The sequence below is a fragment of the Pseudoxanthomonas sp. CCNWLY206-1 genome (assembly GCF_039710385.1).
Classification (GTDB): Bacteria; Pseudomonadota; Gammaproteobacteria; order Xanthomonadales; family Xanthomonadaceae; genus Pseudoxanthomonas_A.
In genome coordinates this window covers 185190-197297 of the sequence record NZ_JBDKXI010000003.1, presented here as the reverse complement: position 1 = coordinate 197297, position 12108 = coordinate 185190, and the positions used below count along the sequence as shown (strand labels likewise).

The window sequence follows — 12108 nt, the reverse complement described above, 5'->3', positions numbered from 1 at the left end:
GGCCAATAAGTTGCAGTCCAAACAGAACAACAGCAGGAGATGCCGAGCTCTTCGGTATCTGGTTTACCCCGTGCGGCGCGGAGCGGTGAAGCCGGAAAACGGATGGGTTGGAAGCACTTAGTCGGAAGCGCCATTCTCGTACAGCGTTCCGATGCCGAGGCCCCAGGTCGGACCCAGCGACTGTGTGGTTGGGACAGTTCTTCGGCCATGGCCGGCGCGGAACAGGACATAGCGAACAATGCGCAGATCAAGCACGCTTTCTTCATGACGGACTACCTGTGGGGGAGAAGTGCACACAGTCTGTCCAGGCCTGACTTACATCCGGCTTACATCTCGAAAGCCGTTGCCCTCACGGAGAAGGCGCGGCGCTAAAGAAAGCGCGAGTCCTACCGCTAACCCGTGGGTGACTGCAGTGAATTGGTTCCCGCAACCACCATCTCGACCGACGTTTTGCCGATCAACCGGGTAAAACCCCGCTCTTGGCAGGCCAAGCCTGGCGAACGCGCTACCATTGCGGCGTACGTGAGTGTTGGAGGGGAGGGTAGGACGCTGACCCGTAATCGACATCCATCTGGAGTGGCGGCGCTTGCCACCGCCCCAATGTCCGCAGGGGGAGCGGCATGAATCCTATCTTGTACTGGGCAGCGATTGTTACCGTGGCAGCCGCCGTGCTGGTCAGCATTGTCTGGCTGCTGTCGTTGCCTGCCAGCAAGCGCCGCAAACAAGCCGCGATCGACCTCGAGAAGATCGACCCGCCGGCCCGCGCCGAAATCCTGTCCTTGATCGACCAGCACGCCCGGACCGGTGATTCCAGGGTGCTTTACCTACGCAGCGCCATCGCCACCACCCCTGTCCCGTTGGCGCATATCGGCGGCCAGCCATTGGCTCGGCCCGGCGAACCCTGGCCCATGGGCGATGACGGCGAGCCTGGAATGTTCCTGCTGCAATTGCCACTTCCAGCCGTGGCCGGCAAGCCCTGGGAAGGGCGTCTGATCGTGGTGCACTTGGTCCAGCAAGAACTGCTGGTCAGAAGCTATAGCGGCGCGCACCTTGATGAACTGGTCCCGCAAAACAGCCCCACAGCCATGATGCCGGAACCCATAGGCCTGCAAGCCATAGCGGTACCCGCCGCCGCCGATGACGGGCACGGCGCGGATCTCGGCCTGGCCGAGCAACTCATCAAGGTGGTCCCCGGTCTTGGATCCAGGTTGGCCGGACTGACCGCCTATCCAGCGCCGGTACTACTGCAACTGCTGGCTGGCCATGCCGAGGCCGAATATCCCCGTTTGGAAGATGTCGTCCTCATCGGCGACGCACCGGCACTCATCCAAGCCACCCATGACCCGATGTGCCTGATCTGCCAGCAACCCATGCGGTTCCTGTTCCAGCTCGCCGATGTCGCCAAGAGTTTTGGGCTGGGCGATTGCGGTGTGGGTTATGTCTACGGATGCGACGCGCATCCTGAGTTTTGCCAGGGGTTTGTTGATTGCGTTTGATGATGGCTGCGGGGACCGGCCGGTCATAGTCGACCCAGAGGGCTGGTTACGCAGTGCGATTAGCATCAGAGGAGCAATTGGCACTTAGGGTTCCCACCCATCGAACGGCCTTCTGGCTCACCTGGACCGACGGGTGATACGTTGCGTCCCAGCAGCTCGTTCAAACCGATCCACTTCGCGGCTCGCCTGGATTCACGCGGTTAGACTTCCCGGATAAGCCTATGTCCTGCTTGGGTGTTCATTTTGCACTGACAGATGACGACGTCAGGGAACTGCTGACGAGATCGAGCGATGCGGAGCGCTTGAAATTTCTACAAGAGGAGCTTGAGGTCCGCTATTTCGAGGAGCCACAAACCTTCATCGCCGAGAGCGACAAGGCTTGGGATGCGATGCATCGCGCATTGACCGACGGCCTGCTCAATTACGACGGTGGGGAATACCCCTTAAGCCATGTTGTTCTTGGCGGCCAATCCATCTATGGCGGCGACGACTACATCCTGAGTTTGAAGACTCCCGCGCAGGTGAAGGATATCGCTGCGGCAATATTGCAATACACGCAGGAACAGTTCCGCGCACGCTACGACTCCATCGACCCCGACCGCTACGGCCTTGCCTTGTCCGGCGAAGATTTTTCTTATACGTGGGAGTGGTTCCAAGGGGTCTGCCAGCTATATCAAATAGCGGCATCGGAAGGTCGCCATGTGCTCTTCAGCGCGGATCAGTAAGAGGTCCGGCAACTCATCCAAATCGAAGCCGCTCACGGCTTGTCTTCATTCCGGCGAATATCCCTATGGAGGAATACGATGATTACCTGTTACCTGCGATACATCATCGACCCGTTCAAGCTTGATGAGTTTGAGCGCTACGGCAGGATATGGATTCCGCTCGTCGAGAAGTTTGGCGGGAAGCACCACGGCTACTTCTTGCCGTCCGAGGGAGCAAACAATGTCGCGCTCGCAATGTTCACGTTCCCCAGCCTGGCGCTCTATGAGGAGTACCGCACCCAATCGCTTCAGGACCCAGAATGCCAAGCTGCCTTGAAGTATGCGGAAGAAACCCGCTGCATCGTCAGCTATGAGCGCAGCTTCTTCCGCCCAGTCTTTGAGTAAGATGGCTGGCCTTGCGTTCAAGCCGAAGCCAAGTTGCGGCTGGGTTTGACGGGTGTACCAACCTTCGCCGGCATTCTTTCGCGTGAACTTCAGGGGAATATCAACTCATGCTGCAGATTCTGTCTCATACCCCCGCTTGGGTTTTCGTTCTGTTCGCCGTGTTGCTGGGATTCGGGCTCATCCAGACTAGAAACCGTAGTGTGAAAAAGCAGGTGGCCTATGTGCTGCCCGCTGCTATGGTGGCGCTCTCTTTGTCCGGAGTTCAATCGAGCTTCGGGTTCAAGCTCTGGCCCGTCGCCGCCTGGGCCGCAGGTCTTCTGGTTGTCGCGTTCGTTTGCTACAAGGTTTTTCCGAACCGCGGCATGTCCTTTGATTCGGAGAGGAACGCGTTCTACATCCCGGGTAGCTGGGCCCCCCTTGCGGTGATCATGGCTATTTTCTTTACCAAGTACGCGCTCGCCGTGGTGCAAGGAAGAATGGGAGCCTCCGTCGGTCAAGGCGCCGCAGCAGCGATCAGCCTGGCGTACGGCTGCTTTAGCGGCTACTTCTGTGCGCGTGCAGCTAGCCTCATTGCGGCCGCAAGAAGGGCCAACGACTCGTCCAAGCCGATGCCGCTTCGCGACGCGACATAATCAGGCCATCAGGCCACTTAGGAGAAAGCCTTGATAGCCACGGTTCTGATGGTCATAAGTGCAGCCGTAATCTTTGCGCTTGGCGCGGCACATCTCATCTTCACGTTCGTCGGGCCCAAGCTCACACCGCGTGATCCTGCGTTGAAAATCCGCATGAGCGAGGTTTCTCCCGTCATTACGAAAGAAGCAACGATGTGGAGCTTCTGGATTGGCTTCAATATCAGCCACAGCATGGCTGCCATGCTTTTCGGCCTGATTTATGGCTTCCTGGCGATTGCCCATGGCGGGTTGCTGTTTTCCTCGCCATACCTGCTTATCGTTGGCTTGCTGACAGTTGGCGGGCTCTTCGTAGTGGGCAAGGTCTATTGGTTCAGTGGGCCCTTCATCGGCATCAGCATTTCGTTGGCGTGCTATATAGCCAGCGTCATCGTGGCAGTGGTTTAACGGGGCATTGCCGAGCCCACTTCGCAGGTCAGCTTAATTCAGCCCTAAATCCCCATGACACAAATTGTCGAAGACATGAACAACGAGGAGATCGCACGGGTCGAAGCTCAGCGATCATGGGTGCGCGGTCATTACGAACCACACGCTCAAGCCATGTACGAAACGCTTGATGGCAAACTTGCGTTGATCGACGCGATCTTGACCAACGGGTGGGTGCAGGCGTCTGAGATCGCCAAGCTTCAATCTCTCGGGATAACCTTTGGCGACGCGCTGGCGCAAAGGCTGGGTCTCTGCTGGGTTTCCGTAGAGGATGAGTATGGCCGTGATCCCGCGCTCAAACTTGAGGGCACCAGCGTCCTAACCTTTCCGCTGACCGCTATCTCAAAGCGGGTAGTACGTGGCGATCAGGTTGACGTGTACGCACTGTTTGAATCGGCATGCGCGGCCATACAACAAACCACGCAGGACAGCGCCTGACGAATGGAAGGGGCGCGCATACGGGGCTCTCGGCCACCCCCTTGGAGAACCCCAGGACATGACGCATTACACCGCTATGGACGATCTGCACATTGCCGAGATTGAATATCCATCGGGCGCCATTCGCTTTCGGTACTCGCGCTATCTGGCCGCAGATGGTTCGGGCTGGATACGGCATGGCCTGTTCCGGGCGTATCACGAGAATGGTTCTTTGGCGTCTGAAGGCAACTACGAGCATGGCCAGGAGCAGGGGCTATGGCGGGACTATCATCCCAATGGCCAGCTGGCCGCAGAGGGTGGTTACGCGCGCGGCACCGAGATCGGCACCTGGCAATATTGGTCAGCCGATGGCTCTGTTGAATAGTTTGGTGCGGCTTACTAGTTCTCCAGGCCGAGCCCGCTTTGGGATAGGTTCAAATCAGCATCACGACATGATCCGCACGATCGGTGAAGACGAGAGCGAACAGAAAGTCATCGACGACATCGCAGAGTATGGTTGTATGGTTGGCATCGCATCCATGTCATGGCCGAGGCTAGCGCATGATATTGAATGCTCGCTCGTATTGCCCTCAGTCACTTGATTGTGAAAGTGATTGATAAGACTTCAGGTGTGAGCTCTGGCTCGAAGCTGCATGCGGTTACTTTCAAGCAGGACATGACGGAGGCTCCCAATGAACGCTGACGATTCCGTAACCAATCCATAAGGTAGGCAATATGAAAAGAGCATTCATCGCCGTGTTCGCCGTCGCCGTCCTCCAAATTGCGTCCGCATTCGCTGCGCCACCGACCAGATCACCCTTGGTAGGTCATTGGACCCTGGACGTGGACACCTTGCCGATGCCGTCAGAAATGCGCCCCAAGCGCGTCGATCTTGAGTTCCGCGAGGAATCGGATGGGAGGTGGACCACCCGCGTCGAGATCATAGATAAGAATGATGGCAGGATGTTCACCGAGTCAACGCTGTCCCTTGACGGCACGCCCGGGCAAGCATCTGGGAACTATTGGGTCGATGTCCTGGCCGCCAAGATGCCCGCTCCCAACGTCCTGGTAATGCAGATTGTTTACGAGGGCATCCCCAGGTCTACCCGGGTTTTCTCGGTGGGCGAGGACAGCAAGGTCATGACCGAAACCGAAACCTACTTCAAGGAAGATGCAACGCCCATGCAGCGCACAGCTTTCTTCTCACGTGTGCCTGATGCGCGCTGACTCAACTCCAGTAACGCCGCATTGCAGCGTGATACGACTTAGACGTTGGAACCCATGAGACCTATTCGAACACGGCGAGAAATGATCGTGGACTGGACACCTGAGCTGTCCGCCAAGCTGGGGCGACCCGTGGATGCGATCCTGGACAAGGGACTGAGCGCTCTGGATTTTGGCGCAAGCTCATCCGTGGAGATCAGAGATCCCAGCGGCATGAGGACCCGCATCGAGTTCGCTTTCGCAGTGATACGCCCAGAGCAGAATCTCGCGGCCGTGTTCTCGGAGCATTGCGGGTACCTGGAATTCGATCTTAGGGAGGATTCGGTGGTGGCGGAGATCCATGAGCAGATCTATGTTCACCAGGGAGAGGGCTAGGCGCGGATGGCGAGCTCCTAGTCACGGACCAGCAGTCCGCCAGCCGGCCCGCTTGCGCTGACGCCGGATCGATTCCACGGCGGTTGGGCCAATCCACCCGACTCGTTGTATAAACCCGCTCCAGGAGCGCCACATGACCGCTGCAACTGCCCGTCTCATCCTGCGCCTGAATCCCACAGACCAGGCCCGTATTGCCCGTGCTGCCGACTTGCAAGGGGTGTCGCTGGCTGCTTTCGCGCGCGGTGCGGTGCTGCCGAACTGACGGTAAGTCTGTCCGACGTGATGCTCTGCGTCGGGAGGGCGGCTAATAGAAGACCCGAAAGGGGAATACGCCCGCCGGCTTTACGCGGTTTCGAGCCTCCCAACACCCCGTCTGCGCGCCGCAGGCGGGCGTACCCACGGACCGGAGTGCCGTCATGCTCGACGATGCCAATCATTCTTCCTCCCTCGGCTATTTGCTCCCGAAGAGGGCTACCAGCGCCTGCAACTGGCCCGCGATCATTTGTTGCTACTGTCGCGCCTGGCCGAGCCTCGCAGCTTTCATGAAGTCGCCGCAGATGCCACGCCTATTCCGCTGGGCGTCTGGTCGGTGTGTCTGGGTGAGTTGACCGAACTGATCACGCAGTCGCTGGACGATGCGCATTGGTGCCGAGGCAATTGATCGCCGTTCGCATGTGATCGGCCGGGCGAAAGAGACCCCGCGGGGGCGGGGACTCCTTATCGCGCTTGGGTCAACCGCCAAGAGCTATTCTTTCACCGGTGTTGAGTCGTTCGCTGATTTGACCAAGTCGATGCCGGCTTCACAGTCGGCTTTGTTGTTGTAGCCTTCGCCGCAGTCGGCGATCTTCTTGTGGTTGACGGCGTGCAGTGTCCAACGCCATTGATTATCTTTGTCCTTATAAAGCTTGAAGTACATGAGTCCACTCCCTTGCTAGGCGCCATATCCCTGACGCAGGTGTTGTTGGTGTCCCGTTACATCCAGGGGGACATAGGGGTATACCGGGAATGAAAGCGAAAACCGGCCATGGATCTTGATTCGAATGCGAGTCGATCGGATTTTTCTAGTAAATGCATTTACTAGGTTGCGACGTATTAGTCGCTGTGCGGGGCCATTGAAGTGTCGGGAGTCCTGCTGTTCTGGCTCGAAGTCCGTTGGGTCGTATGTAGTAGAGCAGCGCAGCAAGCTACGCTCTACGAGTAGCGGTGTGCCGGGGCCACCTATGTGATGTGGTCGCCAAGTCATACGTCATTGATTACGCTACGCGCCCAAGAGCGGACGGGATGTCGATTTCCGGTCCGCTCGTTCGACGTATGGGTAAGTCCGCTTGTGGACGCTAAAGGAGACGGCTATGGAAAAGATCACCATTGAGACGGTTGTAAACGCGGCGCTGGGCAAGGTCTGGGATGTTTGGAACAACCCGGAAGACATCAAGCAGTGGAACTCTCCGCACGAGTCCTGGCATACGACGCGCAGCGAGGTCGATTTGCGCGAGGGCGGCAAGTTCCTGTCGCGTATGGAGGCCAAAGACGGCAGTGCGGGTTTCGATTTCGAAGGCGTCTTCACCCGTGTCGAGCCGCAGAAGGCGATCGGGTACCGGATGGGCGATGGCCGGGAGGTCGAGGTGGAGTTCACTGAGCGCGCCGATGGTGTGCTGGTGAAGGAAACGTTCGATGCGGAGTCGGAGAATCCGGTCGAGTATCAGCGTGAGGGCTGGCAGTCGATCCTGGATAACTTCGCTCGGTATGTGGAAGCGAAGGGTTGATTAGTAGATAGCAGCGGCCCGGTAGCCGCTCGGCGTCCGCGATGAAGAACGCGCCGCAGCGTGGCTAGATGGCGAACAACCGCAGCGAGTAGATGCCACTATTCGGACGGGAAACGTCGAGTTTCCGTGTGGAGAGCCCTGGGTGCGCTTCGCTTACCCAGGCTACGGGCTCGGTATGTGGAAGCGAAGGATTGATTAGTAGCCCGGGTAAGGCCGCAGGCCGCACCCGGGGAACGCCCCAACGTTCGCCGTCTGGTCGCGCTGCGTTCTTGATCGCGGAACGCTGAGGGGCTATCGGGGCGCGGACTACGGATGTTTGGCGAGGATGATGAGCGGCGCGGAAATTATTTCGAAGCTTGAGGCGGTGATCCGGGCCAAGGGGGTCTTGTGGATCAATGGCGAATACCTGCGAGACGGCGAGGTGGTCCGCTGGGAGTGTTTCGTCAGATGGCGGGAAGCCGTGGTGCGCGTCGGGTTCGATGAGTACCTGGAAAAGTATGAGGATGCGGCCGATCTTTACGACGCGTATGTGCGGGAGGAATTTCCGGATATCCCATCGGCGTTGGTGTTTGTTTTGAAGTCATTTCCTCGGGTGGCTGAGGAAATGAGAAAGTAGCCAATAGCCCAGATAAGGCCGCAGGCCGCACTCGGGAAAGCATAGAGTTTCCGTGTAAGGCGTCCCGGGTGCGCTTCGCTTACCCGGGCTACGGCTGAGGAAATGAGCCGGGAAAAGCCAGGAAGCCGGAACTCGTCATGACCCGCCATTCGGCTGTTGACCAGCGTGAAAAACGCGCCGCAGCGCGAGCGGATGGCGAACAACCATAGCGAACAGATACCGTTATTCGCTCGGGTAACGTCGAGCTTCCGTGCAAAGAGCCCCGGATGCGCTGCGCTTATCCGGGCTACGGCTCGGTCCGCATCCGCAACGCATGCAGCCGCTCGTAATGCGGCCGGCATTCTTCCGCTACCTCGGCCGCGGCACCTGACAAGGTGATCTCCTTTTCCACCAGGGGTTCGAAGCCGGTCGATTCCCATACGTGCGCGTACCAGTGCGGCGCCCAGATGCCGTCGCTGTCGCGCGGGCCTTGCGGCCAGTGCAGCATGCGGCCGGTGTATGGGATGCCCAGCCAATCGCAGAGGACGCGCAGGTGTGCTTCGGGCGCGCGCAGGAAATCGCCGGCGTCGATGATAGGCGGCGATGCACCCGCTTGGCTGAGTTCCTCGTACAGCGCGACCTGTTGCGGCAGGCCGATATCGTCGGCGGTGACGGTGGCACGCGATTTGACGTAGGACGCCACCACCTGGCGCGGGTCGCGGATCAGCAGCACGTTGCGCAATTGCGCGATCCAGCCGTGATCGATATGCGGCAACAGGTGATGGGTCATGTGCTTCTGGTACCACACGGCCGCGCCATCTGGCACCGGTCCCAACAGTGACGCGACTACGCGCTGCCAGTCGGTTTCGCCGCTGGCGATAACTTCCTCGCGTGCGGGATGGTCCAGGCCAGTGTGATCCAGGTAGTGCGCGTACAGCGGTTCGTCGCTGACGGTGCAATCGCCGCGGTTTTCCCACGCGCGCATCATTGCAGTGGAAATATTGCGCGGCCCTGACCACATGGCCACGCGCAGCGGAGCAGGGTGCTGGTTCATGTCGGTCTCCGTCATGCCGGGCGCGTGCGATGGGCGACGTCGGCCGCCACCAGTTCGCGATACAGCGACTGCAGCCGTTGCACCATCGGTCCGCGCACATCGCCGCTACCGCTGGCATGCGCATCGTCACCCATGCGGCGGCTGTCGATGGTATGTACCGGCACGACACCACCGAAGGTGCCGGTGACGAAGGCTTCGTCGGCGCCATACACATCGGTCAGGCTGAAGGACTTTTCGAATACGGGGATGTCATTGTCGCGGCATAGTTTGATGACGTTGGCGCGGGTGATTCCGCCCAGGCAGTACTGGCCGGTGGACGTCCACACTTCGCCCTTGCGCACGATGAAGAAGTGGGTGGAATTGCAGGTGGCGACGAAACCATGCGGGTCCAGCATCAATGCCTCGTCGGCGCCGGCGCCGTAGGCCTGGATACAGGCGGTGATGCAGTTGAGCTTGCTATGCGAATTGAGCTTGGGGTCCTGCACATCAGGAAAGCCGCGACGCACGTGCACGGTGTACAGCGATACGCCACGCGCGGCGGTTTCAGGCGAGGCGGTCTTGTATTCGGGAATGATGACGATGGTCGCTGGGCCGACAGTGACGCGTGGGTCCTGATAGGGCGTGCGCTTGACGCCGCGGGTGACCATCAGCCGGATATGCACCCCGTCGCCGCGCATGCCGTTGGCTTCCAGCGTGGCGTATAGCGCACGCGTCAGCTGTTCGCGGCTCAGGCCGATGTCCAGCATGATGGCCTTGGCGCCTTCGTACAGGCGGTCAAGATGCGCCTCCAGGAATACGGGATGGCCCTGCGCCACGCGGAAGCCTTCCCACACGCCGTCGCCCAGCACGAAGCCGCTGTCGAACACCGACACCACCGCCTCGCTGCGATGCTTGAGCGCACCATTGATGGAAATCAGGATGTCGGCGTTGCGTGGATCTTCTGCCGAATGCTGGGTGCCCTGGGTCATGCGATGTCTCCTGGTGGAATGCGGCGTTCGGCCGATGTTAGCCGCCGCGCGCCGCTCCGTGAACCTTTTGCCCGGTTCCGCGACTACCTTAGCGACAAGCACTGGAGAGCCTGTGTGGAGCGAAACGAAGCCGACCATGGACATGCTGATCGAAAGCCGGCCGATCAGCTGCTGATCGACCAATTGCTGGTAGTGCGCTGTCAGCTGGGCGAACGCGCGGCGTTCGATGACCTGATACGGCGCTGGTCTGCTCCATTGCATCGGTACGCACTGAAGTTGACGAACGATCCGGCGCTGGCACTCGATCTGACCCAGGATATCTGGCTGCGTGTCATCCAGGGCTTCGGAAAGCTGCGCGATGCCGGCCAGTTCCGTGCTTGGCTGTTCGCCATTGCGCATCGCACGTTCATGGACCGCCTGCGGGTCCACTACGCCACGCCCATGGATACTGGCGTGGAGTTCGACGATTTTGCGGCGGAAGAAGACACGGCGCCTGATCCCCTGATGGAGCGGGCGCTAGCCACCGGCATGGGATCTTTGCCGATGATCGAGCGCGAAGTCTTGACGCTGTTCTATCTGGAAGAACTTTCGCTGGCCGAGATCGCGCAGGTGCTCCGCATTCCAACGGGCACTGTCAAGTCGCGGCTGTTTCGTGCAAGAACCCTTTTACGCAAATACATCCTGGAAGGAATACCGACATGAATCCCGCTATGAACTCATCGTCTTCATCACGTTCCCTTGATGCGGAGCTGCAGCATCTCACTGCACGCCTGCTTTCTCCATCTTCTCGCTACGGCCATGTGGCGCTGCTGCTGGCGGCGCTGATGATGTGTGTGTTGGTGGGTGCTTTGCTGGTTACCGAACCTGCATTGCCTGGCCGCACGCAAGTCGCGTTCGCCGTCATGCTGGGTATCGGTGCAAGTTGGATCGCTTATGCGGTTTGGGTGTTGCGGCAGCGCAGGCCGCTGCTGGGTCGTCACCGGATCGTAGCCGGCCGTATGGCAGTGATATTCACCGCGCTGTTTCTTGCGGGTACGGTGGCCGTAGCTGCCGTCACCACCACCGTCGCCTTCCAGGCGGCGGCCGTGCTTGGTACCGGAATGCTGATTGTCGCCGTGTCCGTGCTTGTCCAGGCGCATTGCCATGTCGCCCGTTTGCAGGTTCAGCGGCAGGAACTCGAACGGCGATTGGCCGAGCGGGAATAAGCGGAAGTGGACACCCTATCTTCGTCAAGACCCGCCCTACTGGGCGAGTGTTTTTTTTGGCATAGGACGGCCCTGGGCCCGCCATCGGACCATTGGCGATCCTTGGATTCGTAAGCCTGATTCCTACGAGCCGACGGATGCCTTCCCACGAGCTAGAGGCCATGTGACAGCCTCGTCATGCCGGTCTGCGCCGGAAGCGCTGGTCAACAGCCGAATGGCTGGTCATGACGGGCTGATCACTAGTTGATCTTGTAGGGCGCGCACTTGTCCAGCTCGCGTCCACCATCCCATCTTCACCCTCTTTTGCTCCGCAATTAACGCCCGCCGCGCCAAGGTCTATGCATCTCTCAGGAGCGCGTGATGAAGTACAAGCATCTCCCGTTCGGCGCAGGATTCCGTATGGCGTTCAACGTGCGGCAGGCGCAAGCCGCCGAAATGGTCATCGCGCCCGGCGACAGCGAAGGCGGCCCGGGCAACCGCCACCGGGGCGCGGACCAGTGGCTGTACGTAGTGTCGGGAACCGGTTTGGCGATCGTGAATGGTGCCGAGCAGAAACTACGCGCCGGCAGCCTGTTGGTCATCGAGAATGGCGAGACCCACGAAATTCGCAACACCGGCCGCGTTCTGTTGAAGACGCTGAATTTCTACTACCCGCCAGCGTTTGACGATGAAGGTGAGCCGTTGCCGGCTGGGGAGTCGTAGCGCCATGTTGGCGGTGTAGGCAAGAGATACCCAACGACTGGCACGGGTGCCGCGCGCGAGCCTGGGCTAACGTGCGCTGCCGGCG

Annotated in this window: 19 protein-coding genes; 16 read left to right on the top strand and 3 right to left on the bottom strand. The window is 59.6% G+C overall.

Annotated elements, in window-relative coordinates:
- Window positions 1-620 precede the first annotated feature (620 nt).
- The 11 genes from AADW18_RS08490 to AADW18_RS08440 all read left to right on the top strand — a co-directional run bounded on the left by AADW18_RS08490 (window position 621) and on the right by AADW18_RS08440 (window position 6397).
- Complete coding sequence (locus tag AADW18_RS08490) at window positions 621-1496, top strand: hypothetical protein (protein WP_337342938.1); 876 nt, start codon at window positions 621-623, stop codon at window positions 1494-1496.
- A gap of 221 nt (window positions 1497-1717) precedes the next feature.
- Window positions 1718-2221, top strand: a complete 504-nt coding sequence (locus AADW18_RS08485; RefSeq protein WP_337342937.1) for a YfbM family protein — start codon at window positions 1718-1720, stop codon at window positions 2219-2221.
- A 78-nt stretch (window positions 2222-2299) separates the two neighbouring features.
- Window positions 2300-2605 carry an NIPSNAP family protein gene (locus tag AADW18_RS08480; RefSeq protein ID WP_337342936.1) on the top strand — a complete coding sequence of 102 codons (306 nt, stop codon included), beginning with the start codon at window positions 2300-2302 and terminating at the stop codon, window positions 2603-2605.
- A 107-nt stretch (window positions 2606-2712) separates the two neighbouring features.
- On the top strand, window positions 2713-3237 hold the full coding sequence (locus AADW18_RS08475; protein WP_337342935.1) for a DUF6622 family protein: 525 nt from the start codon (window positions 2713-2715) through the stop codon (window positions 3235-3237).
- A 30-nt stretch (window positions 3238-3267) separates the two neighbouring features.
- Window positions 3268-3681: a hypothetical protein gene (locus AADW18_RS08470; RefSeq protein ID WP_337342934.1), complete on the top strand. Its 414-nt coding sequence runs from the start codon at window positions 3268-3270 to the stop codon at window positions 3679-3681.
- Between the two features lie 54 nt (window positions 3682-3735).
- Entirely contained in the window at window positions 3736-4158 is a 423-nt protein-coding gene (locus tag AADW18_RS08465; protein WP_337342933.1) for a DUF3806 domain-containing protein, read from the top strand.
- A 58-nt stretch (window positions 4159-4216) separates the two neighbouring features.
- The gene (locus AADW18_RS08460) at window positions 4217-4522 is read left to right on the top strand and encodes a hypothetical protein (RefSeq protein ID WP_337342932.1); all 306 of its coding nucleotides are present in this window, start codon (window positions 4217-4219) and stop codon (window positions 4520-4522) included.
- A gap of 350 nt (window positions 4523-4872) precedes the next feature.
- Window positions 4873-5364 carry a LuxR family transcriptional regulator gene (locus AADW18_RS08455; protein WP_337342931.1) on the top strand — a complete coding sequence of 164 codons (492 nt, stop codon included), beginning with the start codon at window positions 4873-4875 and terminating at the stop codon, window positions 5362-5364.
- Window positions 5365-5451: 87 nt separating this feature from the next.
- Window positions 5452-5736: a hypothetical protein gene (locus tag AADW18_RS08450; protein ID WP_337342930.1), complete on the top strand. Its 285-nt coding sequence runs from the start codon at window positions 5452-5454 to the stop codon at window positions 5734-5736.
- 133 nt (window positions 5737-5869) lie between these two features.
- Complete coding sequence (locus tag AADW18_RS08445) at window positions 5870-5998, top strand: toxin-antitoxin system HicB family antitoxin (RefSeq protein WP_337342929.1); 129 nt, start codon at window positions 5870-5872, stop codon at window positions 5996-5998.
- A 243-nt stretch (window positions 5999-6241) separates the two neighbouring features.
- A complete protein-coding gene (locus AADW18_RS08440) occupies window positions 6242-6397 on the top strand; it encodes a hypothetical protein (RefSeq protein ID WP_337342928.1) in 156 nt (51 codons plus the stop codon).
- Between the two features lie 84 nt (window positions 6398-6481).
- On the opposite strand, the gene AADW18_RS08435 is transcribed toward AADW18_RS08440, so the two are convergent.
- Window positions 6482-6652 carry a DUF1508 domain-containing protein gene (locus AADW18_RS08435; protein WP_337342927.1) on the bottom strand — a complete coding sequence of 57 codons (171 nt, stop codon included), beginning with the start codon at window positions 6650-6652 and terminating at the stop codon, window positions 6482-6484.
- Between the two features lie 433 nt (window positions 6653-7085).
- On the opposite strand from AADW18_RS08435, the gene AADW18_RS08430 reads away from it, so the two are divergent.
- Window positions 7086-7499 carry an SRPBCC family protein gene (locus AADW18_RS08430; protein WP_337342926.1) on the top strand — a complete coding sequence of 138 codons (414 nt, stop codon included), beginning with the start codon at window positions 7086-7088 and terminating at the stop codon, window positions 7497-7499.
- A 328-nt stretch (window positions 7500-7827) separates the two neighbouring features.
- Complete coding sequence (locus tag AADW18_RS08425) at window positions 7828-8115, top strand: hypothetical protein (RefSeq protein WP_337342925.1); 288 nt, start codon at window positions 7828-7830, stop codon at window positions 8113-8115.
- 286 nt (window positions 8116-8401) lie between these two features.
- On the opposite strand, the gene AADW18_RS08420 is transcribed toward AADW18_RS08425, so the two are convergent.
- Together AADW18_RS08420 and AADW18_RS08415 are read right to left on the bottom strand one after the other, a co-directional pair.
- Window positions 8402-9148, bottom strand: coding sequence for a hypothetical protein (locus tag AADW18_RS08420; RefSeq protein ID WP_337342924.1), 747 nt, complete (start codon window positions 9146-9148; stop codon window positions 8402-8404).
- An 11-nt stretch (window positions 9149-9159) separates the two neighbouring features.
- Window positions 9160-10116, bottom strand: coding sequence for an aminotransferase class IV (locus AADW18_RS08415; protein ID WP_337342923.1), 957 nt, complete (start codon window positions 10114-10116; stop codon window positions 9160-9162).
- A gap of 114 nt (window positions 10117-10230) precedes the next feature.
- Between AADW18_RS08415 and AADW18_RS08410 the strand changes: the two genes are divergently transcribed.
- The 3 genes from AADW18_RS08410 (at window position 10231) to AADW18_RS08400 (ending at window position 12023) form a co-directional block, all read left to right on the top strand.
- A complete protein-coding gene (locus AADW18_RS08410) occupies window positions 10231-10818 on the top strand; it encodes a sigma-70 family RNA polymerase sigma factor (protein ID WP_337342922.1) in 588 nt (195 codons plus the stop codon).
- Window positions 10815-11321: a hypothetical protein gene (locus tag AADW18_RS08405; protein WP_337342921.1), complete on the top strand. Its 507-nt coding sequence runs from the start codon at window positions 10815-10817 to the stop codon at window positions 11319-11321. Before AADW18_RS08410 ends, AADW18_RS08405 begins: the two co-directional genes overlap by 4 nt.
- 360 nt (window positions 11322-11681) lie before the next feature.
- Window positions 11682-12023 carry a cupin domain-containing protein gene (locus AADW18_RS08400; protein ID WP_337342920.1) on the top strand — a complete coding sequence of 114 codons (342 nt, stop codon included), beginning with the start codon at window positions 11682-11684 and terminating at the stop codon, window positions 12021-12023.
- Window positions 12024-12108 lie beyond the last annotated feature (85 nt).